Annotated in this window: 27 protein-coding genes and 1 pseudogene; 13 read left to right on the top strand and 15 right to left on the bottom strand. The window is 70.3% G+C overall.

All coding sequences use genetic code 11. The features are described from left to right. The first annotated feature begins 41 nt into the window (after window positions 1-41). Both CRP55_RS13630 and CRP55_RS13625 read left to right on the top strand, forming a co-directional pair. A complete protein-coding gene (locus tag CRP55_RS13630) occupies window positions 42-860 on the top strand; it encodes an alpha/beta fold hydrolase (RefSeq protein ID WP_097320222.1) in 819 nt (272 codons plus the stop codon). A 52-nt stretch (window positions 861-912) separates the two neighbouring features. Beyond that, complete coding sequence (locus CRP55_RS13625) at window positions 913-1,437, top strand: DUF6328 family protein (protein ID WP_097320221.1); 525 nt, start codon at window positions 913-915, stop codon at window positions 1,435-1,437. On the opposite strand, the gene CRP55_RS13620 is transcribed toward CRP55_RS13625, so the two are convergent. The 7 genes from CRP55_RS13620 to CRP55_RS13590 are packed head-to-tail and all read right to left on the bottom strand — an operon-like array spanning window position 1,403 to window position 5,639. Further along, complete coding sequence (locus CRP55_RS13620) at window positions 1,403-2,011, bottom strand: hypothetical protein (protein WP_097320220.1); 609 nt, start codon at window positions 2,009-2,011, stop codon at window positions 1,403-1,405. The genes CRP55_RS13625 and CRP55_RS13620 overlap by 35 nt on opposite strands. Before the next feature lie 26 nt (window positions 2,012-2,037). Then, window positions 2,038-2,439, bottom strand: coding sequence for a Fur family transcriptional regulator (locus CRP55_RS13615; protein WP_097320219.1), 402 nt, complete (start codon window positions 2,437-2,439; stop codon window positions 2,038-2,040). Then, window positions 2,436-2,726, bottom strand: a complete 291-nt coding sequence (locus CRP55_RS13610; protein WP_097320218.1) for an ArsR/SmtB family transcription factor — start codon at window positions 2,724-2,726, stop codon at window positions 2,436-2,438. Before CRP55_RS13610 ends, CRP55_RS13615 begins: the two co-directional genes overlap by 4 nt. A gap of 2 nt (window positions 2,727-2,728) precedes the next feature. Then, window positions 2,729-3,598, bottom strand: a complete 870-nt coding sequence (locus tag CRP55_RS13605) for a metal ABC transporter permease (RefSeq protein WP_097320217.1) — start codon at window positions 3,596-3,598, stop codon at window positions 2,729-2,731. Between the two features lie 51 nt (window positions 3,599-3,649). Continuing rightward, the gene (locus tag CRP55_RS13600) at window positions 3,650-4,432 is read right to left on the bottom strand and encodes a metal ABC transporter ATP-binding protein (RefSeq protein WP_097320216.1); all 783 of its coding nucleotides are present in this window, start codon (window positions 4,430-4,432) and stop codon (window positions 3,650-3,652) included. Further along, on the bottom strand, window positions 4,429-5,331 hold the full coding sequence (locus CRP55_RS13595; RefSeq protein WP_097320215.1) for a metal ABC transporter substrate-binding protein: 903 nt from the start codon (window positions 5,329-5,331) through the stop codon (window positions 4,429-4,431). Before CRP55_RS13595 ends, CRP55_RS13600 begins: the two co-directional genes overlap by 4 nt. Window positions 5,332-5,384: 53 nt before the next feature. Continuing rightward, window positions 5,385-5,639 carry a DUF6703 family protein gene (locus tag CRP55_RS13590; protein ID WP_097320214.1) on the bottom strand — a complete coding sequence of 85 codons (255 nt, stop codon included), beginning with the start codon at window positions 5,637-5,639 and terminating at the stop codon, window positions 5,385-5,387. Window positions 5,640-5,676: 37 nt separating this feature from the next. Between CRP55_RS13590 and CRP55_RS13585 the strand changes: the two genes are divergently transcribed. The 3 genes from CRP55_RS13585 (at window position 5,677) to CRP55_RS13575 (ending at window position 7,979) form a co-directional block, all read left to right on the top strand. Then, window positions 5,677-6,018 (top strand): antibiotic biosynthesis monooxygenase family protein, encoded by a 342-nt coding sequence (locus tag CRP55_RS13585; RefSeq protein ID WP_097320213.1) that lies wholly within the window; start codon window positions 5,677-5,679, stop codon window positions 6,016-6,018. Between the two features lie 17 nt (window positions 6,019-6,035). Then, window positions 6,036-6,536, top strand: a complete 501-nt coding sequence (locus CRP55_RS13580; protein WP_097320212.1) for an Rv0361 family membrane protein — start codon at window positions 6,036-6,038, stop codon at window positions 6,534-6,536. A gap of 63 nt (window positions 6,537-6,599) precedes the next feature. Beyond that, window positions 6,600-7,979, top strand: coding sequence for a glycine--tRNA ligase (locus CRP55_RS13575; protein ID WP_097320211.1), 1,380 nt, complete (start codon window positions 6,600-6,602; stop codon window positions 7,977-7,979). Here CRP55_RS13575 and CRP55_RS13570 read toward each other — a convergent pair. Next, window positions 7,976-8,470 (bottom strand): XdhC family protein, encoded by a 495-nt coding sequence (locus CRP55_RS13570; protein ID WP_245922969.1) that lies wholly within the window; start codon window positions 8,468-8,470, stop codon window positions 7,976-7,978. The genes CRP55_RS13575 and CRP55_RS13570 overlap by 4 nt on opposite strands. Before the next feature lie 95 nt (window positions 8,471-8,565). On the opposite strand from CRP55_RS13570, the gene CRP55_RS13565 reads away from it, so the two are divergent. The 3 genes from CRP55_RS13565 to dusB all read left to right on the top strand — a co-directional run bounded on the left by CRP55_RS13565 (window position 8,566) and on the right by dusB (window position 11,669). Beyond that, complete coding sequence (locus CRP55_RS13565; RefSeq protein WP_097320210.1) at window positions 8,566-9,684, top strand: hypothetical protein; 1,119 nt, start codon at window positions 8,566-8,568, stop codon at window positions 9,682-9,684. Continuing rightward, the gene (locus CRP55_RS13560; protein WP_097320209.1) at window positions 9,681-10,484 is read left to right on the top strand and encodes a hypothetical protein; all 804 of its coding nucleotides are present in this window, start codon (window positions 9,681-9,683) and stop codon (window positions 10,482-10,484) included. The genes CRP55_RS13565 and CRP55_RS13560 overlap by 4 nt, the downstream gene beginning before the upstream one ends. 66 nt (window positions 10,485-10,550) lie before the next feature. Beyond that, a complete protein-coding gene (dusB, locus tag CRP55_RS13555) occupies window positions 10,551-11,669 on the top strand; it encodes a tRNA dihydrouridine synthase DusB (protein ID WP_097320358.1) in 1,119 nt (372 codons plus the stop codon). A 6-nt stretch (window positions 11,670-11,675) separates the two neighbouring features. On the opposite strand, the gene CRP55_RS54515 is transcribed toward dusB, so the two are convergent. The 7 genes from CRP55_RS54515 to CRP55_RS13520 all read right to left on the bottom strand — a co-directional run bounded on the left by CRP55_RS54515 (window position 11,676) and on the right by CRP55_RS13520 (window position 17,820). Then, entirely contained in the window at window positions 11,676-11,984 is a 309-nt protein-coding gene (locus CRP55_RS54515; RefSeq protein WP_245922968.1) for a DUF1269 domain-containing protein, read from the bottom strand. Window positions 11,985-12,197: 213 nt separating this feature from the next. Continuing rightward, on the bottom strand, window positions 12,198-14,030 hold the full coding sequence (locus tag CRP55_RS54510; protein ID WP_245922967.1) for an MFS transporter: 1,833 nt from the start codon (window positions 14,028-14,030) through the stop codon (window positions 12,198-12,200). Between the two features lie 90 nt (window positions 14,031-14,120). Then, window positions 14,121-15,197, bottom strand: coding sequence for a DUF2786 domain-containing protein (locus CRP55_RS13540; RefSeq protein WP_097320208.1), 1,077 nt, complete (start codon window positions 15,195-15,197; stop codon window positions 14,121-14,123). A 76-nt stretch (window positions 15,198-15,273) separates the two neighbouring features. Next, entirely contained in the window at window positions 15,274-15,645 is a 372-nt protein-coding gene (locus CRP55_RS13535) for a hypothetical protein (RefSeq protein ID WP_097320207.1), read from the bottom strand. Window positions 15,646-15,728: 83 nt separating this feature from the next. After that, entirely contained in the window at window positions 15,729-16,214 is a 486-nt protein-coding gene (locus CRP55_RS13530) for a roadblock/LC7 domain-containing protein (RefSeq protein ID WP_097320206.1), read from the bottom strand. 36 nt (window positions 16,215-16,250) lie between these two features. Next, a complete protein-coding gene (locus tag CRP55_RS13525; protein WP_097320205.1) occupies window positions 16,251-17,318 on the bottom strand; it encodes a DUF4388 domain-containing protein in 1,068 nt (355 codons plus the stop codon). Window positions 17,319-17,337: 19 nt separating this feature from the next. Continuing rightward, the gene (locus CRP55_RS13520) at window positions 17,338-17,820 is read right to left on the bottom strand and encodes a roadblock/LC7 domain-containing protein (RefSeq protein WP_245922966.1); all 483 of its coding nucleotides are present in this window, start codon (window positions 17,818-17,820) and stop codon (window positions 17,338-17,340) included. Window positions 17,821-17,946: 126 nt separating this feature from the next. Here CRP55_RS13520 and CRP55_RS13515 point away from each other — a divergent pair, with 126 nt between their 5' ends. The 5 genes and pseudogenes from CRP55_RS13515 (at window position 17,947) to CRP55_RS13495 (ending at window position 23,609) form a co-directional block, all read left to right on the top strand. Further along, complete coding sequence (locus CRP55_RS13515; protein ID WP_097320203.1) at window positions 17,947-18,309, top strand: VOC family protein; 363 nt, start codon at window positions 17,947-17,949, stop codon at window positions 18,307-18,309. 10 nt (window positions 18,310-18,319) lie between these two features. Continuing rightward, entirely contained in the window at window positions 18,320-19,534 is a 1,215-nt protein-coding gene (locus CRP55_RS13510; RefSeq protein WP_097320202.1) for a deoxyguanosinetriphosphate triphosphohydrolase, read from the top strand. Between the two features lie 11 nt (window positions 19,535-19,545). Next, entirely contained in the window at window positions 19,546-21,414 is a 1,869-nt protein-coding gene (dnaG, locus tag CRP55_RS13505; RefSeq protein ID WP_097320201.1) for a DNA primase, read from the top strand. Continuing rightward, window positions 21,411-21,968, top strand: coding sequence for a hypothetical protein (locus CRP55_RS13500; RefSeq protein ID WP_097320200.1), 558 nt, complete (start codon window positions 21,411-21,413; stop codon window positions 21,966-21,968). Before dnaG ends, CRP55_RS13500 begins: the two co-directional genes overlap by 4 nt. A gap of 356 nt (window positions 21,969-22,324) precedes the next feature. Then, window positions 22,325-23,609: pseudogene (locus CRP55_RS13495) on the top strand (ISL3 family transposase). Window positions 23,610-23,611 lie beyond the last annotated feature (2 nt).

Raw genomic sequence — 23,611 nt, 5'->3', positions numbered from 1 at the left:
ACACCGGTTTTTTCATTCCGCCTACCGAGGGGTGATCACACATGGAGATCAAGGCCCGGGGTTTGACGTTCGACGTCTTCGAGGGCGGCCCGTCCGAGGGCGACCCGGTTCTGTTGCTGCACGGCTTCCCGCAGGACCACCGCGAGTTCGACCTTCTCGCGCCGAAACTGCACGAGGCGGGATTGCGGACGTACGCCATGGATCAGCGCGGCGTCTCCCCGGGCGCCCGCCCGGCGGACGTCGGCGCGTACCGGATCACCGAGGCCGTCGCCGACGCGGTCGGCGTGCTCGACGCCCTCGGCCTGGAGTCGGCCCACGTCATCGGCCACGACTGGGGCGCCAACGTCGGCTGGATGCTTGCCGCCTGGCACCCCGAGCGGGTCCGCACCCTCACCGCGGTCTCCGTCCCGCACCCCAAGGCGCTGCAACTCGCGCTGCGGACCCGCCCCGCCCAACGGGCCCGGCTGGCGTACTTCAAGGTCTTCCAGTCGGCCGCCGCCGAGCGCCTGCTGCTGGCCAACGACGCCGCCGCCCTGCGCTGGATGCTCAAGCCGATCGGCGAGCGGGCCGAGCTCTACGTCGAGGCCAACCGCGAGCCGGGCCGGCTCACCGGCGGCCTGAACTGGTACCGGGCCCTGACGTTCGACCAGCTCAAGGACGTACGCCTGATCAGCGTGCCCACCACGTACGTCTGGAGTGACAAGGACGGCGTGGTCTCGCTGACCGCCGCGCTGCGCACCCGCGACTGGGTCGACGCCGACTATCAGATGGTCGCTATGCGTGGTATCAGCCACTGGGTGCCGGAACAGGCGGCGACCGCCCTGTCCGAGGCGGCCATTACACGTATCCAGGGAGTTTGATTCACGTTCATCTCGGGGTACTCGTCGCGGCATGCCACCCGAGAAGCCGCGGATGAAGCACGAGTCGGAGAAACAACGCTGGGACCGCAACTTCGCCGATCTCCTCCAGGAGCTGCGGGTCGCGCAGACCGGCATCCAGATCCTGTTCGCGTTCCTGCTGACCCTGCCGTTCAGCAACGGCTTCCCCAAGGTCACCCAGTTCCAGAAGGACACGTACGTGGTGGCGCTGCTCGCCGCCGCCGGCGCCACCGCGATGATCATCGCGCCGGTCGCCTTCCACCGGGCGCTGTTCCGCCAGGGCCGCAAGCCCGAGCTGGTCCGTTACGCCCACCGGATGGCGACCGGCGGCCTCGCGTTCCTGCTGGTCTCGATGGCGGCCAGCGTCCTGCTGGTCACCGACTTCATCCTGGACCGCCCGATCGCCTTCATCTTCAGCTCCCTCACCGCCCTGTTCTTCCTGACCTTCTGGGCCGGGATCCCGTGGCTGCGCCGCAACTGGATCGACGAGGACGACGAGGACGCCGAGGAGGACTACGCCGAGGCTAGCGACGAGAGCCTTTCAGGCCGAGGCGACTGAGCTCCAGCTCGGCCAGGGCGTCGACCGCCTCGGGGTCGCCGTTGCGCCAGCTCTGCGCGATGTCCGGGCCCATCTTGGCCAGCCGGTTCAGCGGCTGGCCGGCCAGGGCACGCAGGGCGAGCAGGTCACGGCCGGCCGGATCATTGCGTACGGAGGTGGCGACCCCGGCCCGGCGGATCCAGCGGATCCGCAGCGGCAGCCACACGAAGAGCACCAGCGCCAGCGGCACGGCGACCGCGGCCAGGGCCATGATGACGGCCATCTGGTCGACGATCTCCTGCTGCTGGCGCCCGGCCTCGGCCAGGTTGCGGGCCGCGTCGGCGGCGCCGGTGAACGGCTTGACCAGCTGGTCGCCGACGAGCGGCACCTTGCCGACCTTGCCGCCGGCGTCGGCCAGGTTGTCGGCGATGCCGCCGCCCGCGCTCTCCAGCTTGGCGCCGGGGACGCCCAGCTTCTCGACCATGTCGTGCACCCACAGGCCGGCGCGAACCCAGAGGTAGACCCAGATCACCACGACGATGTCGGTGATCAGCTGGCGGACGGCGGTGGGGATCCTGTCGGCATAGAGCTTCACGCCGTCAGGGTCCCATGTGCTCAGTCCTAGCGCTTGGCCGCGCACTCGGGGCAGGTTCCGAAGATCTCCATCGTGTGGGAGACGTCGACGAAGCCGTGCTTGCCCGCTACCTTGTCGGCCCACGACTCCACGGCCGGGCCCTCCACCTCGACCGCGCGGCCGCACGAGCGGCACACCAGGTGGTGATGGTGTCCCTGGCTGCAGCGGCGGTAGAGGTGCTCGCCGCCGGGCGGGCGCATCACGTCGATCTCGCCGGCGTCGGCCAGGCCCTGCAACGTGCGGTAGACGGTGGTCAGCCCCACCCGCTCACCCCGCTCGCGCAGGATGGCGTGCAGCTCCTGAGCGCTGTTGAAGCCCTCGGTCTCGGCCAGCACGGCGCTGACCGCGCTGCGCTGCTTGGTGTTGCGCTGCTGACTCTCGGTGCTCACGAACGAACCTCCCTCGCATGGCTGACGGCGTCGGCGACGATGTGGGCGACGTGGTCGTCCACCAGGGAGTATGCGATCTCCCGGCCCCGTCGTGCACCTCGCACCACGCCCGCGCCGCGCAGCACCCGCAGATGCTGCGACACCAGCGGCTGCGGCGCCCCCAGTTTCTCCACCAGCTCATGAACGCAGCGCTCGCCGGCGCCCAGCTCGGCGACGATCGCCACGCGGATCGGCGCGGAGAGCGCCCGCAGCAGCTCGCCGGCCGGCTCGAATGCCTCGTAACCCATTGTCACGCCTCCTGGAGAACCACGTCAGGGGGCTCCACCTCGCGCGGCGGATGGGACCGGCGGCGCAGCATCCGCCAGGTCGCGCCGCCGACGGCGATCGCGACGAAGATGGCCAGGGCCAGGATGACCGTTGTCGCGCCGGGCGGGGTGTCCACCTCGGCCGAGAAGACCACGCCGGCGCCGGCCGCGCCGACGCCGATCAGCATCGCCGCCACCATCGTGCTGCGGAAGCCGCGGGTCACCTGCTGGGCGGCGGCCACCGGGATGACCATCAGGGCCGAGACCAGCAACAATCCGACGGTCCGCATGGCGATGGTCACGGTGACGGCGGTGGTCACGGCCATCAGGAGATTGAGGGTACGGACGGGAAGGCCGCTCACCCGGGCGTACTCCTCGTCGTTGCAGACCGCGAACAGCGCGGGCCGGAAGGCGAGCATCGCGATCAGGACCAGCGCGCCCAGGACGGCGATCAGCGCGATGTCGGTCGGCGACGTCGTGATGAGGGAGCCGAACAGGTATTGGATCAGACTGTTGCTGCTCGCGTCGTCGGAGAGCGACACCAGCACCACGCCGCCGGCGATGCCGCCGTAGAAGAGCAGGGCCAGGGCGAGGTCGCCCGAGGTGCGGCCGCGCTCGCGGATCAGCTCGACGCCGATCGCGCCGGCCGCCGAGACGATGACGGCGGCCAGCACGGGGGACTGGTTGAGCAGCAGGCCGACGCCGACGCCGGTCAGGGCGACGTGGCCGATGCCGTCGCCGATCAGCGACAGCCGCCGCTGCACCAGGTAGATGCCGAGCGACGGGGCGGCCAAACCGATGATGAGCGCGCCGGCCAGGGCACGCATCATGAAGTCGTACTGGAAAAGATCCACAGCCTTTAGTCCTTTGAAGGGCGGTGGTGGGGTGGTTGGACGGGCATGGTTTCAGTTCGCCGCCATGCGGTCTGTGGGCGCCCACTCGCAGATGCCCGCGGTGGGCTGGACGGCGTGCGGATGCACGTGGTCGTGATCGGGCTCGGCGTGATGGCCGGCCGGCTCGGGCGGGGCGCCCTCGAAGGCGATGCGGCCCTCGTGCACCACGACGGCCCGGTCGATCAGCGGGCGCAGCGGGCCGAGCTCGTGCGCCACCAGCAGGATCGTGCCGCCGCCGTCGCCGAAGCGGCCCAGCGCGGCCGCGAACGCCTCCTGGCTGGCCGCGTCGACACCGGCGGTGGGCTCGTCCAGGACCAGCAGGTCCGGCTTGCCGGCCAGGGCCCGGGCGATCAACGTACGCTGCTGCTGCCCACCCGAGAGCGTGGAGACCGGGTCGTTGATGCGGTCGAGCAGGCCGACATCGGTCAGCGCGTCGCGCACGGCCGTCTTGTCGGCCGCGCCGGGCAGCCGGAAGATGCCGCGGCGGGCCAGGCGGCCCGAGGCGACGACCTCGCCGACCGTGGCCGGCACCCCGCTGCCGGCGCCGAGACGCTGCGGCACATAGCCGACCCGGGCCCACTGCTTGAAGCGCCGCTGCGGCGTCTCGAACAGGTCGATCTCGCCGCGGCCGATCGGTACCAGGCCGAGGATCGTGCGGATCAGCGTGGACTTGCCGGATCCGTTGGCGCCGAGGATGGCGACGACCTCTTTCTGGTCGACGCTCAGGGAGACGTCGTGCAGGATCTCCCGGCCCTCGTATCCGACGGCCAGATGGCGTACGTCGACGATGCTCATGCTGTGCACCCCAGTGCGGTGGTGATGGCGGTCAGGTTGGCGCGCATCACGGAGAAGTAATCGGCGTTGCTGTCGGTGAGGCCTTCCAGGGGGTCGAGGACGGCGGTCTTGGCGCCGACCTCGCGGGCGATGGTCTCGGCCACGGCCGGGCTGACCAGCGTCTCGAAGAAGATCGTGGTGGTGCCGGTCTCCTTGGCCGTCCTGGCCACCTCGGCCAGACGCTGCGGGGAGGGCTCGGCCTCGGGCGAGATGCCGGTGATGCCGACCTCGGTGAGGTCGTAGCGGTCGGCCAGGTAGTGGAACGCCTCGTGGCTGGTCACCAGTTCCCGGCGCGCACAGGTCTTGAGCCCGGTCGCGTATTCGGTGTTCAGCTTGTCGAGCTCGGCGTGCAGGGCCGTGGCCCGGGCCTTGTAGTCGGCGGCGTGCTCGGGGTCGGCCTGGCCGAGGCGCTCGCCGAGCTTGTCGGCGATGGTGGCGAAGCGGACCGGGTCGAGCCAGACGTGCGGGTCCATGCCGCCCTCGGCCGTCTCGTGCTCGTGGTCGTCGTCCTCGGTCGCGGCCAGCAGGCTGACCACCGAGGCGGCGTCGAACGCGTGGTCCTTGCCCTCCTGGGCGACGGCCTCGTCGACCGCCGGCTGGAAGCCCTTGAGATAGACGACCAGGCCGGCGCCCGCGACGTCACCCACCTGGCGCGGGGTGAGCTCGATGTCATGCGGCTCGGCGCCGGGCTTGGTGAGGTTGGAGACGCTCACCTGGTCGCCGCCGATGCGCTCGCTGAGGAACTGCAGCGGGTAGAAGGCGGTGACCACGGCCAGCTTGCCGTCCTCGGTCGCGGAGCCGCTGCCGCAGCCCGCCACGAATGCCAGTGGGAGCAGGAGGGCGAAGAGGCGGCGGCGCATAGCATCTACTGTCGCCGACAATGATAATGATTGTCAAAAGCGCATGGGTCGCGTCACAGCGCCTTGGCGATCGCCGCGGCGAGAAGAAGAACGAGCATGATCACCCGGATGACGCGGGTCGACGGCGACTGCACCGGCCAGGTCGTGAAGGTCAGCGTGGCCAGGCCCGCCCCGAGCAGGAACAACAAGGCCGCCCCGACGATGCCGGGCAGGAACAGGCCCGCCATCAGAACGGCCAGCGCCACGATGAAGGCCGTGGTCGGGCTCACCCGGGCCAGCCGGCGCAGCACATTGTCGGACGGTGTCACCGCGTCACCCCTGTCTCGCCTCTCGTACCCTGTCGCCATGCTGGTGCTCAACCGCTTCGACGTGCCACCGGACACGCGCGAGGAATTCGTCGCCCAGGCCCACGCCGCCCTCGCCGCCCTGGCCGAGCGACCCGGATATCTCTCCGGGCGGCTCGCCCGCGCGCTCGAGGACCCCACCCGATGGACGCTCGTCACCGAATGGGAGTCGGTGGGAGCCTACCGGCGCGCGCTGGGCGCCTTCGAGGTGAAGGTGAACGCCACCCCGCTGCTCGCCCGCTCGCTCGACGAGCCGTCCGCGTTCGAGACGCTCGCCTCGGCCGCGCCCGGCTCACCGGTGGTCGAGGCGGAGAGCGACCGGGCCTCCGAGCCCTGGCGCTGACGACTACTGTTGCCGACATGACCACGGCGCCGCCCTTCGTCCCGCCGCCCCCTCGGGGTCCCGGCGTGCAGCCGCCCTTCCCGGCGCCGCCGGTCGAGGGAAAGGGCCGGCGCATCGGCATGGGCCTCGGCATCGCCGGCACGGTGATGGTGCTGGTCTGCGGCGGCGGCGTCGCGGCGCTCATCGGCCTCGTCTCGGCCGGGTCCAGCGCCCTCCAGGAGCAGGCCCACGCCGCGGTCGACGACTATCTGAACGCGCTGAAGGCCGGGAACTACGCGGCGGCGTACGACGATCTCTGCGAAAGCGCCCGGCGCCGGGAGTCCCAGGCCGATTTCCGCGCCCGGGTCTCGGCCGAGGAGCCGATCGTCTCGTGGCGTCTCGGTGAAGCCGACCTGACCTACGACATCTCGGTGCCCGTCGAGGCGACCTACGCCGGCGGCGACGTCGAGCAGCTGACCGCCGAGCTCGACCAGAGCACGTCCACGGGCGAGTTCGAGCTGTGCGAGCTCGCGGAGTAAATTCTCTGTTCGTCCCGATCCATACTGATGTCCCCGCCGACACCCAGCCGGCGTAGGAGGAACATGCCCGCCGACCGTATCGATGCCGTCGTCAGCCTGGCCAAGCGCCGTGGCTTCGTCTTCCCCTCCAGTGAGATCTACGGAGGAACCCGCTCGGCCTGGGACTACGGTCCGCTGGGCGTGGAGCTGAAGGAGAACGTCCGCCGCCAGTGGTGGCGCACGATGGTCCAGCAGCGCGACGACATCGTCGGCCTCGACTCCGCCGTCATCCTCGCGCGCGACGTGTGGGCGGCCTCCGGCCACCTCGACGCGTTCGTCGACCCGCTGACCGAGTGCCAGTCCTGCCACAAGCGGTTCCGCGCCGACCACCTCGAGGAGGCGTGGGAGGCCAAGCACGGCTCGCCGCCGGCCTCGCTCCAGGAGCTCAACTGCCCGAACTGCGGCAACAAGGGCACCTTCACCGAGCCGAAGATGTTCAACGGCCTGATGAAGACCTACCTCGGCCCGACCGAGAGCGCCGAGGGCCTGCACTACCTGCGGCCCGAGACCGCGCAGGGCATCTTCGTCAACTACAACAACGTGGCCCAGGCCGCCCGCAAGAAGCCGCCGTTCGGCATCGCGCAGATCGGCAAGAGCTTCCGCAACGAGATCACGCCGGGCAACTTCATCTTCCGCACGCGTGAGTTCGAGCAGATGGAGATGGAGTTCTTCGTCGAGCCCGGCAGCGACGAGACGTGGCACGACTACTGGCTCCAGGAGCGCTGGAACTGGTACCGCGACCTGGGACTCTCGGAGAGCAACCTCCGCTTCTTCGAGCACCCGGCGGAGAAGCTGTCGCACTACTCCAAGCGCACCGTGGACATCGAATACAGGTTCCAATTCGGTGGTACGGAGTTCGCGGAGCTCGAGGGCATCGCCAACCGCACCGACTTCGACCTGTCGACCCACTCGAAGCACTCGGGCGTCGACCTCTCCTACTTCGACCAGGAGAAGCAGGAGCGCTGGGTGCCGTACGTGATCGAGCCGGCCGCCGGCCTCACCCGCGCGGTGCTGGCCTTCCTGCTCGAGGCGTACGACGAGGACGAGGCCCCGAACACCAAGGGCGGCGTCGACAAGCGGACGGTCATGCGTTTCGACCCCCGCCTGGCCCCGATCAAGGTGGCGGTGCTGCCGCTCTCGCGCAACCCCGACCTGTCCCCGAAAGCCCGGGGCCTGGCCGCCGACCTGCGCAAGCGCTGGATCGTCGAGTTCGACGACTCGCAGGCGATCGGCCGCCGCTACCGCCGCCAGGACGAGATCGGCACCCCGTTCTGCGTCACCGTCGACTTCGACACCCTGACCGACGACGCGGTCACGGTCCGCGACCGCGACACGATGAAGCAGGAGCGGGTCGCCCTGTCCCAGATCGAGGACTACCTCCTCAAGCGCCTCCCGGGGGCCTAGAACTCGAACCCGCCCGGTCGGCCGTTCCGGTCCGCGATCAGCCCCGCCAGGGTCGCCACAGCGATCTCGGCCGGCGTCCGCGACCCGATGTTCAGGCCGATCGGGCGGTGCACCCGCTTGATCTGCTCCTCACCGGCGCCGCGCTCCCGCAGCGCGGCCACGTGAGGCCCCTCGACCTTGGGATTCCCGACGATCCCGATCCACCGGGTCTCCGCGGCGAGCGCTTCCTGCAACACGTCGCCGATCTCGGCTCGGTGATGGTCGCTCAGCACCACATCGGTGTGCTCATCGAGCCGAGCCGCCGTGAGGTCGTGCACGAACGAGTCCCCGTGCGCCTTGGGCAGCCCTTGCAGCCGCGTCTCATCCGGCTCCACCAGCACCGTCTGAAACCCGAGATCGAGACCGAGCCGCAGCATCGCCTCACCCACGGCCGACTGAAACACCACCACGAGCCGGCGCGGACTCAGCGCGGCCTTCTTCTCATCGCTCACGTCACCGACTCTGCCACCCGGGCCCGGCGTTGCGCCGCATCGTCATCGATGCGAGATTGCAGGTGTCCGTCCGGGTGATCGAGAGGCGACGCAGGGTGTCCTACGCGGTTCGTCTCCACGAGGTGCTGCGAACCTGGGCCGCGGGTCATGGCGTGCGGGCCGAGGTGGACGTGGCGGAGCTGGCCGTTCGCGACTCGGAGATCGATCGCGCCGTGCACCTCTACGAGACGGCCGCCGACGAGCTCACCGCCCTGATCGAGCTGGACACGGCGGCCCGGCTCGGCCACCGCCGGCCCGACATGACCACGGCCGACGAGCTCGTCCTGGCCGCGCTGCGGATCCGGCGGCTCGTCGCCGGCATCGAGCCGTGGCGCGGGGGCAAGCCGCACCCGCGCGTGCGGCACCGGCTCCGGGCCGCCCTGCGCCGGCTCCAGACGGCGGCCGGCGCCATCGCGGTGGACGAGGCGGGCCTCCTGCTCGAGCATCCGGCCGTGGCCGCGGCCTACGAGGCGCTGGACGAGGTCCTGCCCGGCATCGAGTGGCCGGGCCCGCCCGCGGCCGAGCCGCCGGTGCCGCCCACCCGCGACGCCGTCACCCTGGCCGACCAGTTCCTGCTGGTCTTCCGTCCCGGCCGTTACGCGTGCGCCGTACACCTGCGCCTTTTCCGTCCCGCCGGCCGGCCGCCGGTGGCGCTGATCGGTGAGCTGGCCGACTATCACTCGCCGGGTCTGCTCGAAGATCCCGGCGCCTACCTGGCCGAGCTGCGCGAGCGCGCGCCCCTGATCGCCGCCGAGTCACCGGAATGGGTGCATTACCTCCCGGCCGAGTACGCGTCCTACAGCGAACGGCACGAGTCGCGCCTCGACCTCGAGCGGGCGGCCGGCGACTCCGACTCGGCGCGACTGGTCTCGGGAGACCCGGCGACAACCGAAGACCTGTCACTGGCCGGCCTGGAGGCGATGGTGTGCGGTCCCGTCCGCCGCTGGCACGCCGCCGACTACAGCGCCGCCGTGCTGACCGGCCTGGGCGTGCGGACGGTGAACGCCTTGACCGGCGCCTCCCGGGCGACGCATCCGGAGGCCGAGGCCAAACTGCGGTGCCGCCGGTGGCGGTGCGGCTCCGGCTTCACCCATCCGGTGCGGACCCTGCCCAAGGCCCGGTGCCCCTACTGCGGCGGCGCGAAGACTCAAGTGATCGAGGTGAGCGGGCTGTGACCGGAACGCCGGCGGACGTCGCGCGGTATTTCTACTGGTCCCAACGACGGATCGACCGCATCGCCGAGGACAACCGGATCACGATCCAGCGAACCGGCTCGACCAAGATGAAGTCTCCGACCGGGCCGTTCCTGCCCGGCGTGGAGGTCGATCGCCCGCGCCCGGCGATGAGCCGCCCGGAGATCGCGGACCGGATCGAGCGGCACCTGGCCGGCGTCACGGTCCGCGACTTCGTCACGCCGCCGCCGGTGCGGTTCGCCGCCGGTCTCGGAACCCTCTCCTTCGCCGAGTTCGTGAACTTCGGAAAGCTGGAGAACATCGTCTCGATCTTCACGGACTGCACCGCGAGCGACGGCACCCACGTGGCGGTCGGCATGTTCGGCAGCAAGGACAACCTGGCCGACATCATCGCGGGGGCGCAGACCACCGACACGGGCTGGTCCTCGTCGGCCGCCAACCACATCTTCGGTTTCATCTCCTCGTTCGGCCGCACGGTGGCGTCCGGCAGCGACCGCGAGGAGATCGCGCGGGAGGCGATAAACCTGCTGACCCATCAGGGCGGCGACATCGGCGACGGGGAGAAGCGGGGCTTCACGTACGGGCACATCGGTGAGCACGGCGAGTGGCTGATGGAGGCCTACCTCGACGAGGAGATCGACTACCCGCCCTACGACCGGATCGTCGTGGGCGCTCCGCTCTGGGTGCGGACGGCCTCACCTCAGGCCCTCGTCCTGTACCAGGACGGCCCGCCCGAGCCTCGGCCGAGAGGGCGATCCTGGTGGCGGCGGATGCTCGACTGAGCGGGCGGGATTTCGGGTGATTCCCGGGGGCATGGCATGCTCGAAGGCGTGACCATCGCACCCCTCATGCTCGGCCCGCGCGCCGTCAATCCGCCTGTCGTGCTGGCGCCCATGGCCGGCATCACCAACGTGGCGTTTCGGCGGCTGTGCCGTGAGCAGGGTGGCGGGGTCTACGTCTGCGAGATGATCACCACCCGGGCCCTCGTGGAGCGGATCCCCAAGACGCTCAAGATGGTGGCGTTCGCTGAGGACGAGGACTTTCGGAGTCTTCAGCTCTACGGGGTCGACCCCGACGTGACCGCCCGGGCCGTGCGGATGGTGGGCGAGGACAACCTGGCCGATCACGTCGATCTCAACTTCGGGTGCCCGGTGCCCAAGGTGACCCGGCGCGGTGGCGGGTCGGCTCTGCCGTGGCGGCGCAAACTGTTCGGCCGGATCGTGAAGCAGGCCGTCGACGCGGCCGCCGAGTACGGCATCCCGCTCACGATCAAGATGCGCAAGGGCATCGACGACGACCATCTGACGTACGTCGAGGCGGGGCTCATCGCGCAGGAAGCCGGTGTCGCCGCGGTCGCGCTGCACGCCCGTACGGCCGAGCAAAGGTATTCCGGAAACGCGGACTGGGATGCCATCGCGACCCTGAAGCAGGCGCTCGACGTGCCCGTTCTCGGCAATGGCGACATCTGGGAAGGATCCGACGCCCTGCGCATGGTCGAGCAGACCGGCGTCGACGGCGTCGTCGTCGGGCGCGGATGTCTCGGACGGCCGTGGCTGTTCGCCGACCTGGAGGCCGCCTTCACCCAGGGCGCCGACTACAAGCCGGTGCTGCCGGCGCTGGGCGAAGTCACGAAGATCATGTCGCGGCACGCGGAACTGCTGGTGGACGCGCTCGAGGACGAGAAGCACGGCTGCGCCGACTTCCGCAAGCACATCGCCTGGTACCTGAAGGGCTTCCCGGTCGGCGGTGAGCTGCGCCGGGCGCTGTCGATGGTGTCGTCGCTGGCCGAGCTCGACGACCTGCTCGGCAAGCTCGACCCGTCGGTGCCGTTCCCGGAGGAGGAGCTCGGCAAGCCGCGGGGCCGCGTCAACGCGCCGGGCAAGGTCTCTCTGCCGTACGGCTGGCTCGACAGCCGCGACGATGAAAGCGTCCCCGAGGGCGCCGAGATGGAGAACAGCGGAGGCTAGGGCTTCTCAGGCGGCAAACGTCCCGAGCAGGACGTTGCGTTCGTCGTCGGTCAGGTTCGTGGCGATCAGGGTGCTGTGCGTGCCGTGGAAGCGCTCGCCGAGCCGGTCCAGGTCGGCGTGCTCGGTGACCAGGAAGAGGGCCGACGTGCCCTCGGTCACCTCGGTACGGATCTTCGTGAGCTGCTCCTTGGTGATGCCGGCAGCCTCGGTCGCCTTGCTGAGCGCGCCGACGGCCGCCCCGACGACGCCGCCGACGGATCGGCACCAGGAAGAGCGCGCCGGCCACCACGCCCCACAGCGCGCCCCAGCTGGCACCGCGCACGGCGGCGTCGTGACCGTGCAGCGTGCGAGGCTGCTTCTCCCCGTAGGGCCAGGTCACGATCGCGTGGTCGAGCATCTTGATCAGCCCGTCGGACTGGGCGGTCCGGAGTTGAGAGCCGGCACGTTCGGCGCCGTCGGGAGTGTCGAACTTCCACACCGTGAAGGTCGTCATGACGGCATGGTCGCCGACATCGGTGCTCGCCGCCCTCATCCCCGGCGGGCGATTAGGGCGGTGAGCACGAGAGGTGCCGCGCAGAGGGCGAAGAGCACGGCCAGCGGAAGATCGACCGCGAAGCTCAGATAGAGCAGGACGGCGACAACCTCGCTCGCGAAGCCGGCGACGGAGAGGACGGTGGTCCGGGCCGGCCCGGTGATCCGCTCCTGAAGGCGGGCCTCGGCACGGATCATCGCGTATTGCAGCAGGCCGAAGGCAGCGGAAACAGCGATCATTCCGATGAGGTACGGGGTGAGGGCGCCGACCGCGAGCAGAACGGCCGCCCCGCCGAGCGCCCAGGAGAGACCGCGGCCCCGTCCGGCGAGGGCGCTTCCGGCCGCCATGGCCAAAGCGGTCAAACCAAACAGCAGAGGTACGGCTTCCGTCGGCGCTCCCTTGTCCCGCGCGAGAAGCGGCAGGTATTCGTCAAGCGCACTGAACCCGGGCACAAGCGCCGCCACGAGCAGCGCCCGCACAACCACGCGCGTCCCGACGGCTTCCCGCACGCCACTCCGCAGAGTGTGCCAATACGATTTTCCGGAAATGTCGGAATAGATGCCAGCGGCGTCAGTGGGTGCGGTGGCGGCGGTAGTCGCGGTGGCGGCGGTAGTTGCGGTGGCGGCGGTAGTTGCGGTGGCGGCGGTAGTCGCGGTGGCGGCGGTAGTCGCGGTGGCGGCGATGGGCGCGGCGGCGGCAGTGGGTGTGGGCGGCGCGGCCGGCGCGGTGAGCGCGGCGGCTGTGGGCGGCGCGTTGGGCGCAGTGATCGCGGCGGCTGTGAGCGGCGTGGTGAGCGCAGACGGATGGGGTGGCGGGGTGACGGCAGTGGGTGTGGGCGGCGCGGTGGCTGTCGGTGTGGGTGGCGAGGTGAGCGCGGTGGGCTGGGGCGTCGGAGTGGCGGCGATGAGCGCGGGCGGCGCGGCTGCGGCGGTGATCCCGGTGACCGTGGGCGCTGCGGTGATCGCGGTGGCCGTGGGCGGTGCGGTGAGTGCAGTGGTTGCGGTGGGCGGAGGCGGCGCGGTGGTCGCGGTGGGTGTGGGCAAAGCGGTGGCTGAGGTGGCCGTCGGCGGCGCGGTGGCGGTTATGGACGGCGCGGCTGGCGCCGTGGGCGCAGCGACCGCGGTGGGCGTGGACGACGCGTTGGTTGCGGTAAGGGTGGGCGCAGCGTTAGTCGCCGACGGCGCCGTGGGCGTGGGCGTGGGCGGCGCGGTGGGGGTGGGCGGCGCGGTGGCCGCGGTGGGCGAGGGTGGTGGGATGGGCGCGGTGGGTGGGCGTCGCGCGGAGGGTGGTGGCGGTGCGGGGGCGGCCGGTGTGGTGAGAGAGGGTGGGGCGGTGGCGGGGCGGCTCTCGGGCAGGTGCAGGGCCAGTAGGGCGCCGGCGAGCTTGACAGCGACGCTGAGGCTGCCCACCAAGATGTAGCCGCCGGTGTGCAGGGCGGGGGTGGCCAGCACCGTGGCGGCCAGCATGGCCAGGATTGATACGGTTTCGGCGCGGCCTATCAGGCGGGCGTAGGCGTTCTCCTCCGGGACGGCGTCGTAGACCAAGGCCTCCAAGGCGCCCGAGCCCAGTGCGCCGCCCAAGCCCCACAGGATGAAACCCACTGTGAAGCCCTGGTAGGTCGGCCACAGCAACCATGTGGCGTAGCCGGCCGCCGTCAGGGTCTCGCCTATCGCGTACAGCCTCTTGCGCGACCACGTGTCAGCCAGCGCGCCGGACGGGATCTCGGCCGCGAAAGCGACCACCGACCAGATCACGAACAGTGAGGAGACCTGGGGCGTGGTGAGGCCGGCGTCCGCGAACAGCAGCGCGTACACCGGGTAGAGCGGCACGCCCTCGGAGAGGGCCCGGACCCCAAATAAGAGGGGCTCAGTGAGGTTTCAGCGTCAAACCGGATGCATGAACCCAGTCTGCCGCACCCGTCAACGCAATTGGGCCTCGTCGGCGGCCGCTCGGCCCGACTCCCAGCCTTCGAGGCTGTCGATGCGGCTGCCGCGGGCCCGGACCGTACGCGGGAACGCCTTCCGCATGACCTCGCGAACCTGGATCTCGCGGTTGCGCAGGACCGGCAGCAGGTCGCTGTGCTGCTCGATCTCGTGCCGGGTGGCCTGGGAGAGGCGCTCGCCGATGCGGACGCCGTACGCCACCAGGAAGCTGCGGCGGAACGCCTTGATCCTGGCCTTGCCCTTGGCCGGCTCGTCGCGGGCCATCGCGCGGTTGGCCTGCACCAGCAGCGACGTGTAGAGCAGTTCGACGCCGTCGATGTCCGCGTCGTAGCCGAAGATCGTGGAGAAGCCGAGCTCGGGCGACCACACCGTGTGGCAGTGGTTGGCCCGGGCCACCGCGTCGAGCAGAGAGGCTTTTTCGCTTTCGTACGGATGGTCGACCCCGATCCGGCGCGCGAACGGCACCACTTCGGCGCGCCCCGCCGTGGTCAGTGCCTCCTCGATGCTGTGCCGGGCGATGAGCTCCTGTGCCTTGGCCGAGTAGGCCTCCGCCTCGGCCGGGAAGTCCGTCGCCTCGGCTTTCGCCAGCAGAGCCCGTACGCGATCAAGCATCCTGTTGTCTGATTTGTGCGACAGATCAGACACGGTGCCCGGCGGTGGGATGAGCACCTCGATCGGCGGCAGCTGCCGCAGTGAGGTGAGCAGGCCGAGGGACACGTCCAGAAGCGTGATCCGATCGGGGCGGCGGCCGGGCGCCGGTAGTGACGCGGCCTGCGAGGTCCAGCGCGGATCGACCTCGGTGAACCGTCCCGCGTAAGAAAGAGCGGCCGCGGTCACCATGTCCGCCTTGAGCGGATCCCCCAAGCGAGCGATCACCCGGTAGAGCTCGGACGGCTGCCACCCGCCTTGGAAGAGCCGGTCGAAGGCGTCCCGCAACGCGGCGCTGAGGGCGGCGTCCACCTCGCCCGCCGGCGCCACGGTCAGCGCGTCGAGACCCGCCTCGTACCCGATCGCCCCGCTGACCACCTCACGGACGACGTCCTCCACTGACACACGACGACGGTACCGACGACGACGGGGAGGGCCGAGATCGGCCCTCCCCGCAGTGACGCCAGATACCAGGCGAAACTCAGACGTCGAGGTCGCTTTCGATGCGCTTGAGCTGATGCCGCGCCATGGCCAGGTTCGCCCGGTCGCGGCGCAGGGCCAGATAGAGGAACAGCCCCTTGCCGGCCCGGCTCGTCAGCGGGCGGATCAGGTGATACTGCGTGTCCAGAGTGATGAGGATGTCCTCGATCTTCTCCGTGATGTTCAGCATCTCCATCGCCCGGAGCTTGGCCCGCACCACATCCGTGTTGCCGGCCGCGGCGACCGTCAGGTCGAGCTCCTTGCCGCCGCCGACCGTGCCGAGGGCCATGCCGCTCGTGTGGTCGACCAGCGCGACGCCGAAGGCGCCGTCGATTTCCATGATTTCCTTGAGTGCGGTGTCCATGTCGCCCATGGATGGGTCCTCCGTTGCGGTGGGATGGCGGGCCGCCGGAACATCCGGCGGCGCCGTTCGGTCGCGGCGGGTGCCGCGTTTTCTCAACCCGCCGCCTGCCGACGACGAGCATTGGTCGTGAGGGTGGGCAAGGGGGTGCGCCGGGTCAGCGCCGCCGGCCCCGGCTGTTGCGGGATCTCCGGGCGGTGCTGCGGCTTGGTCTCCAATTTCAAGATTCGGACCAGCCGCCGTACGCATCGACGGGCCTCCAGATGCACCATGGCGAGGTTCGCGTCGCCCGAGGTGACCACCGTGAGCAGGGCGGTCGGGCCCGCGGTGTACGAGGTGATGTAGCCCCGGTCGCATTCGACCACCGACTCGCGCAGGTCACCGTGGTTCACCGCGTGCGCGAAGCGGCGGGCCAGCGCCAGATGCGCGGCGGCCAGCGCCGCGATGCTGTCCGGTTCGATGCCGTGCGCGTCGTGGGCGATCACCAGACCGTCGGTGGAGGCCAGGACGCTGCCGGAGAGCTCCGGCACCCGGCCTCTCAGGCGGTCGAGCTCCTCGAGCACCGCCGGATCCACCGTCATCCTCGGCCTCTCTTTCTGCGAACGGGGGTGCGCGTGTCACCGCAAGGCTCGCAATGCCGTACGGATGCGCTTGAGCAGGACTTCATCGGTGCCCGGATGCACCGGTGGCGGTGGTTCGCCGGCGACTTCCTTGGGAAGCTTGGCCCCGGGTTTGCGCCGGGCGAGGCGGGGCGGGGAAAGCGAGTTGCGCGGCGGCTCCGCGGGCGGAGGCGCCTCAGGCAAAGATGGTGGTGGAGGTGGTGGCGGGGGAGCCGGCACCGCCGCCCGGGCGCCGCTGACCACCGGCACCGTCGGCGGCGCCTCGCCCGGCTTGAGCACCGGCACTGTCGGCGCGTCGTCCGCCCTGATGACCGGGCGTTTGATGTTCACCGCGGTGCCGCGCGCCCGGGGCAGCCGGACCAGTTCGGGGGCCTCCACCGCCCGTACCTCCGGAAGCTCCAGAAGTCCCAGCGCGGCCATCCGGCGCAGTTCCTGGATCGTCGCGTAGCCGGCCTTGCCGAGCAGCAGGGCCAGATCGGCCGGCGTGCGCTGGCCGTCCGCGTTGATCAGCAGCTCCCACTGCAGCGCCGTGATCGGCACCCGCTCGCGCGGCAGGCGCGGCACCGGGATGACCGGCGCCGTGTCCACCCGCGCGTCCGGGAAGATCTCGTCGAGCAGGCGCACCCGCCGCCGTACCTCCCGGGTTATCGCCCCCGGGTCGATGTGCGCGACCGGACCGAGCCAGTGGGTCGCGCCCGGCAGGAAGTCGATCGGCGCCTCCGGCGCCGACAGGGCGAAGTACGCCGCGTCGTACGTCGCCCCGAGCACGCACAGCTCCAGCTCACCCTGGGTGAGATGACCCTGCTCGACCAGCAGCCGGCCGACCCGGGCGGTGGAGGTGCCCAGGTCGAGCGCGTTCTGCCAGGTGCGCCCGGCCAGCCGGCCGGACGCGGTGAGGAGCTCGCCGACACCGGGCGCGGCCGGCGACTCGGCGTAGATGACCCGCCCCTCGAGGACGTAGACCGCGCCGCCCGGGTGGCCACCGACCACCAGGGTGCCGGTCTGCCGCTCGCCCGTGACCTGCGTGAGCAGGCGTGACGGTGCGGCCGTCCGCAAGGTTGTCACCTTTTCCCCTTTGGCATCGTTACGTGGCTACGAGTTCGTCGGCGAGGGTCTGCATGCGGCGCCGGGCCACCGCGAGGTTCCCCTGGACCCGGTCGAGCCAGAGGTAGAGGACGAGCCGGCTGTCGAAGTCGGTCTGCACCGGCCGCAGCAGGTGATAACCGCCGGCGGTCGTGATGATCAGGTCTTCGAGCAGGTCGTGCGGTAGGGCCGAGACGTAGAGCGATCGGGTCGTCGCGGCCTGGACGACGTCCGCGGTTCCCGCGGCCGCCGCCTCGTGGTCGTTGTTGGGTGCGGCTCCCGTCGTGGCGACCGGGAACCCGGTGGTGTAGTCGACGATGCTGGCGCCGACCGCGCCAGGAATCGCCATGGCCTCCTGTAGACAGTGGTCGACGCCGGGCACTTCTCTCCTCAGCGCTGTGCTGCCGCCGCCGGGCCGTGCCTCGTTGCCGCGGCCACCGGCGAACCTCCGGATCGGTGGCGGCCGAACGTCGCTCGCCGTCACCGTGGGCCATCCTCCGGCGACCCTGCGGGGGGCAGTCGCACCCCGTGTGCGTCATGTTCGACGGCTTAGCGACGCTGGTCGGGTGCGCGTAACATGATCGCCACTTTTCGATAAAGGAGGCGCCATATGGCGTTGCAGTGGGAGCAGATCGTGGTGGACGCCCAGGACGCCGGGCGCCTGGCGCGGTGGTGGGCGGAGGCCCTCGGCGGCTGGGTCATCGTGACCGACCAGCCCGACGAGGTGGAGATCCGCAAGAGCCCCGATCAGCTGCCCGGACTGCTGTTCACGCCGGTGCCCGAGGCCAAGACGGTCAAGAACCGCCTCCACATCGACCTGCGCCCGGACGACCAGGAGGCCGAGGTCGAGCGCCTGATCGACATGGGCGCCCGGCACGCCGACGTCGGGCAGGGCGGCGACGTCACCTGGGTCGTGCTGGCCGACCCCGAGGGCAACGAGTTCTGCGTCCTGTCCTCCCGGAAAGCCGATTAATCTTGGTCGCATGACGGCGTTCGACGCCCAGCGGTTCGTCGCTGAGCCGGCTAAGGACAGCGGCTACGGGCGTACCCCGTTCCAACGGGACCGGGCGCGGGTGCTGCACTCGGCGGGCTTCCGCCGGCTCGCGGCCAAGACCCAGGTCCACACGGCCGGCTCCGACGACTTCCTGCGCACCAGGCTGACCCACTCGCTGGAGGTCGCGCAGATCTCACGCGAGATGGGCGAGCGCCTCGGCTGCGACCCCGACGTGGTCGACGTGGCCGGGCTCGCCCACGACCTCGGTCACCCGCCGTTCGGCCACAACGGCGAACACGCGCTGCACGTCGTCGCCGAGCCGTGCGGCGGCTTCGAGGGCAACGCGCAGACCCTGCGCGTGCTGACCCGGCTCGAGGCCAAGGTGCCCGGCGCCGGCCTCAACCTGACCCGCGCCTCGCTCGACGCCAGCTGCAAATATCCCTGGCCGCGGGAGCCGGGAAGACGCAAATTCGGTGTGTACGAGGACGATCGCGCCGTTTTCGACTGGGTCCGCCCGGCCGAGCTGGGCGAACGGCGCTGCCTCGAAGCCCAGGTCATGGACTGGGCCGACGACGTCGCCTACTCGGTGCACGACGTCGAGGACGGTGTGCACGGCGGCTATCTGGCCCTGCGCCGGCTGCTGTCCGACCCGGCCGAGCGGGCCGCCCTCTGCGCCGACGTCGCGGCCACCTACTCCGACGAGACCCCCGACGAGCTGGCCGGCGCCCTCGACCAGCTGCTGGCCGACCCGGTCGTGACGGAGGTCGCCGGATACGACGGCACCTATCGGGCCCAGGTCGCCCTCAAACGGATGACCAGCGTCCTGACCGGCCGCTTCGTCGCCTCGGCGGTCGGGGCCACACAGAGCCGGTACGGGATCGAGAAGGTCCGCCGCTACGACGCCGACCTCATCGTGCCGCGCACGGTGCGTAACCAATGCGCCCTGCTCAAGGGCATGGCGTTGCGCTACGTGATGAGGGCGCGGGCGGCCGAGTCCTGGTACGAGGAGCAGCGGACGATCCTCACCGAGCTTGTGCACGCTCTCACCCGTACACCCGAAGCTCTTGACCCGGTCTTCGCCCCGTTGTTCGAGGCTGCGGAGAGTGATGCCCAGGCACTGCGGGTGGTGATCGACCAGGTCGCGTCGCTCACCGACCCGGCCGCCGTGGCCTGGCACCGGACCCTGGTGGCGGCTCGTGCCTGAGGCGAGGCAGGATGTATGCCGTGGCGGGCAGGGTCAAGGACGAGGACATCGCGCTGGTCCGTGACCGGACCTCGATCGCAGACATCATCAGCGAGTCGGTGACGCTGCGCCCGGCGGGCGGCGGCAACCTCAAGGGCCTGTGCCCCTTCCACGACGAGAAGACCCCGTCCTTCACCGTCGCGCCCGCCCGAAATGTCTATTATTGCCATGGCTGCGGTCAGGGTGGCGATGCCATCAAGTTCCTGATGGACGCGGAGCATCTGTCGTTCATCGAGTCGATCGAGCGGCTGGCCGGGCGGGCCGGCATTCAGCTGCGGTACGAGACCGATGACTCGCGGCCCAGTGCGCCCAGGCCGCAGGCCGGGCAGAAGCAGCGGCTGCTGGCGGCCCATGTGGCGGCGGCCGAGTTCTATCAGGGGCAGCTGTCGACGCCGGGGGCGCGCAAGGCCCGGGAGTTCCTCGCCCAGCGTGGGTTCGGGCGGGACGCGGCCGAGAGGTACGGGTGCGGGTTCGCGCCGGACACCTGGGACTCGCTGGCCAAGCATCTGCGGCAGAAGGGCTTCACGGCCGAGGAGCTGAACACGGCCGGGCTGACCAAGCCGGCCCGCTCCGGCTCTCTGATCGACCGGTTCCGGGGCCGGCTGCTGTGGCCGATCAAAGACCTGTCCGGCGATGTGATCGGGTTCGGCGCGCGCAAGCTGTTCGACGAGGACGACGGGCCGAAATATCTGAACACGCCCGAGACGCCGCTCTACAAGAAGTCGCATGTGCTCTACGGCATCGACCAGGCCAAGCGGGAGATGGCCAAGCGCGGGCGGGCGGTCATCGTCGAGGGCTACACCGACGTGATGGCCTGTCACGAGGCGGGCGAGCCGACCGCCGTCGCCACCTGCGGCACGTCGTTCGGCGTCGATCACATCGGGGTGCTGCGGCGGCTGCTGCTCGACAGCGACAGCGTGGTCGGCGAGATCATCTACACGTTCGACGGTGACGCGGCCGGTCAGAAGGCGGCGCTGCGCGCCTTCGAGGAGGACCAGCGGTTCGTCGGCCGTACGTTCATCGCGGTCAGCCCGGACAACATGGACCCGTGCGAGTTGCGCCTGGCCAAGGGCGATCTCGCGGTGCGCGACATGATCGCCGGGCGGGAGCCGCTGGTCGACTTCGCGTTGCGGCACACGATCCGGCGTTTCGATCTGGACACCGTCGAGGGCCGGGTCGAGGCGATGCGCCGCGCGGCTCCTCTCGTCGCCAAGATCAAAGACCGGGAGAAGAGGCCTGAGTACGCCCGTAAGCTCGCGGCCGATCTCGGCATGGACCTCGAGCCGGTGCAGCGGGCGGTAAGTTCGGCCCTGCGGGGCGCGCAGGACGAGCCGGCGCCGTCGTCCAGGACCAAGGCCGCGCCCGACTCGCCGCAGCGGCTCGTCGAGCGCGAATCGCTCAAGCTGGCCCTGCAGGAGCCGGTCATGGCGGGCCCGATGTTCGACTCGCTGGGCGCCGAGAACTACGCCGACCCGGTCTACGCGGCGATCCGCTCGGCGGTGACCGCGGCCGGCGGCGCCTCCTCGGTGTCGTCCGGCGGCGTGGTCTGGATCGAGAAGGTCCGGGACAGCTGCGACGACCTGGCCGGGCAGGGCCTGATCTCCGAGCTCGCGGTGGAGCCGCTGTACGTGGACGGCGTCGTCGACCCGCGTTACGTGCAGATCACCCTGGCCCGGTTGCAGGTCGGCTATGTGACCACCCGCATCCGGGACCTGAAGTCCAAGGTGCAGCGGCTCAACCCGGTCGCGCACAAGGACGAATACCTGGCTCTGGCGGGTGAGCTCTTCTCCCTCGAACAGCAGGCGCGTGCCCTGCGTGACCAGGCGGCAGGTGGACTGTGAGCTTGTTCCGGCGGCGTCCGTCGCTCCCTTCGGTGCTCAAGCCCGCGCTGGCTCCCGACGAGCGGGTGGTGGCCTGGGCCGCGGTGGAGCCGGAGCAGGCGGTGGTGGTCACCAACCACGGCCTGTTCCTGCCGGGTGTGAAAGAGCGGCTCGGCTGGCACGAGATCCACAAGGCGGGCTGGTCGGGGCGCGAGCTGCGGATCACCCCGGCCGAGGTGGCCGAGGAGCGCGACGGCTACACGGTCATGGTCGACGGGCCGGTGCACACCGTCCTGCTGCTCGATCCCGGTCAGGTGCCCGACCAGGTGCGCATGCGGGTGTCGAAGTCGGTGGCCTACACCAACCACCACCCCGTGCAGGTGTCGACGAACCGCCCCGACAAGCCGTTCCTGGTCGGCGGCGTGCGGATCGTGGGGCGGCGGGTGAGCGGGCGGGACGGCCTGTCGTGGGCGGTCCGCTACGACTCGGGCACCCCGGTCTCCCACCAGACGGTGATCGAAGTGACCGCCACTCTCGTCTCGGCCGCTCAGGAGGGCATGGCCGGCCCGGAGTAGAGGTTTTGTGGCGAGCCGGGCAGGCGGGCTTCGAGAAGACGGTGCACGGGTCTTCTTTGAGCGCCCAGGCGCGGTGTAGCGCCGGTCGAGTCTTGGCGATCCGCGTCAACTGGGTGACCGCGGACTTGGCGCATGTGGTCGCAAACCAGGCAACAAGCCGGGCCCAGGGCACCGCCGCCGTACCGACGCCGGAACCTGAGCCGCTGAAACCACCCACACCAGCGTCATCGGAACCGTTTTTGTCGTTCTACTGACGCTTGTGTGGGTGGTTTCAGGCGGTAACGACAGCGCACGCCGTTGTCCCGCTTAGGTTCTGGCTTGTCGAAGGTCAGAACGGTAGATAGCGGGACAACAGCGTGCGTAATGCCAGGGTATGGGCTCGGCTGCTCGGACTTCGGAAAGCAGTCGTTGAGCGTGTCGAGTTCGACGAGCAGCAGGACATCCTCGTTGCGGCGGTCCGTCCGGCTCGAGGTCAGCGACGCCGGTGCGGGCTGTGCCGGCGTCGTTGTCCTGGCTACGACCAGGGCTCGGGCCGGCGTCGGTGGCGGGCGTTGGACCTGGGCACGACTGTCGCCTACGTCGAAGCGGACGCGCCCCGGGTCTCGTGTCCGGAGCATGGCGTGGTGGTCGCCGCGGTGCCCTGGGCCCGGCACGGGGCCGGGCACACCCGTGGCTTCGACCAGAGCGTGGCCTGGCTCGCCACGACCTGCGCCAAGAGCGCTGTCACCCAGTTGATGCGGATTGCCTGGCGCACCGTCGGCACGATCATCAGCCGGGTCTGGGCCGACACCGACCGGCAGGTCGACCTACCCGACGGACTGAAACGTATCGGCATCGACGAGATCTCCTACCGCAAAGGCTACAAATACCTGACCGTGGTCGTCGACCACGACACCGGTCGCCTGGTCTGGGCCGCGCCCGGCGCGGACAAGGCAGCCCTGGCCGCCTTCTTCACCCGGCTCGGGCCCGAGCACCGCGCGGCGATCACCCACATCTCCAGCGACACCGCCGGCTGGATCCGCGAAGCCGTCACCGAACACTGCCCGCAAGCGATCCGCTGCGCGGACCCGTTCCACATGGTCGCCTGAACCACCGATGCTCTCGACGAACAACGCCGCACCGTCTGGAACCAGGCCCATGGCAACGCACGGGGCACCACCCGCGCCAACAACCGCAACCACCGCCTGCGCGGTGACGTGAAAACCCCTCAAACGCGCCCGCTGGGCACTCTGGAAGAACCCCGAGAACCTGACCGAACGCCCACATGAACAGTTGGCCTGGATCGCTAAGACTCACCCCGCCCTGCATCGCGCCTGGGCGTTGAAAGAAGGCCTGCGCACCGTCATCGCGATCGCCCACCGCGACCCCGGCGAAGCGATCGAAGCCCTGGACCGGTGGATCAACTGGGCCCGCCGCTGCCGGCTACCCCAGTTCGTCAAACTCGCCCGAAGCATCACCCGCGACCACGACGCGATCATCGCGGCCATCACCAACCGGCTGTCCAACGCCCTGGTCGAATCAACGAACACCAAGATCCGGCTCATCATCCGCCGAGGATTCGGCTTCCACTCAGCCCACGCGATCATCGCCCTGGCCATGCTCACCCTCGGCGGTCACCGGCCAGAATTACCCAACCGATGACC

Origin of the sequence: Paractinoplanes atraurantiacus, assembly GCF_900215205.1 — a bacterium.
Lineage (GTDB): Bacteria > Actinomycetota > Actinomycetes > Mycobacteriales > Micromonosporaceae > Actinoplanes > Actinoplanes atraurantiacus.
The sequence above is the reverse complement of the archived record's forward strand: the minus strand, read 5'-3'. Positions and strand labels throughout refer to the sequence as shown.

Excerpts from the sequence above, each read along its gene's own strand:
- CRP55_RS13630 (WP_097320222.1), top strand. The coding sequence starts at position 42 with ATGGAGATCAAGGCCCGGGGTTTGACGTTCGACGTCTTCGAGGGCGGC.
- CRP55_RS13625 (WP_097320221.1), top strand. The coding sequence starts at position 913 with ATGAAGCACGAGTCGGAGAAACAACGCTGGGACCGCAACTTCGCCGAT.
- CRP55_RS13610 (WP_097320218.1), bottom strand. The coding sequence starts at position 2,726 with ATGGGTTACGAGGCATTCGAGCCGGCCGGCGAGCTGCTGCGGGCGCTC.
- CRP55_RS13600 (WP_097320216.1), bottom strand. The coding sequence starts at position 4,432 with ATGAGCATCGTCGACGTACGCCATCTGGCCGTCGGATACGAGGGCCGG.
- CRP55_RS13595 (WP_097320215.1), bottom strand. The coding sequence starts at position 5,331 with ATGCGCCGCCGCCTCTTCGCCCTCCTGCTCCCACTGGCATTCGTGGCG.
- CRP55_RS13585 (WP_097320213.1), top strand. The coding sequence starts at position 5,677 with ATGCTGGTGCTCAACCGCTTCGACGTGCCACCGGACACGCGCGAGGAA.
- CRP55_RS13580 (WP_097320212.1), top strand. The coding sequence starts at position 6,036 with ATGACCACGGCGCCGCCCTTCGTCCCGCCGCCCCCTCGGGGTCCCGGC.
- CRP55_RS13575 (WP_097320211.1), top strand. The coding sequence starts at position 6,600 with ATGCCCGCCGACCGTATCGATGCCGTCGTCAGCCTGGCCAAGCGCCGT.
- dusB (WP_097320358.1), top strand. The coding sequence starts at position 10,551 with ATGCTCGGCCCGCGCGCCGTCAATCCGCCTGTCGTGCTGGCGCCCATG.
- CRP55_RS13535 (WP_097320207.1), bottom strand. The coding sequence starts at position 15,645 with ATGGGCGACATGGACACCGCACTCAAGGAAATCATGGAAATCGACGGC.
- CRP55_RS13530 (WP_097320206.1), bottom strand. The coding sequence starts at position 16,214 with ATGACGGTGGATCCGGCGGTGCTCGAGGAGCTCGACCGCCTGAGAGGC.
- CRP55_RS13515 (WP_097320203.1), top strand. The coding sequence starts at position 17,947 with ATGGCGTTGCAGTGGGAGCAGATCGTGGTGGACGCCCAGGACGCCGGG.
- CRP55_RS13510 (WP_097320202.1), top strand. The coding sequence starts at position 18,320 with ATGACGGCGTTCGACGCCCAGCGGTTCGTCGCTGAGCCGGCTAAGGAC.
- dnaG (WP_097320201.1), top strand. The coding sequence starts at position 19,546 with ATGTATGCCGTGGCGGGCAGGGTCAAGGACGAGGACATCGCGCTGGTC.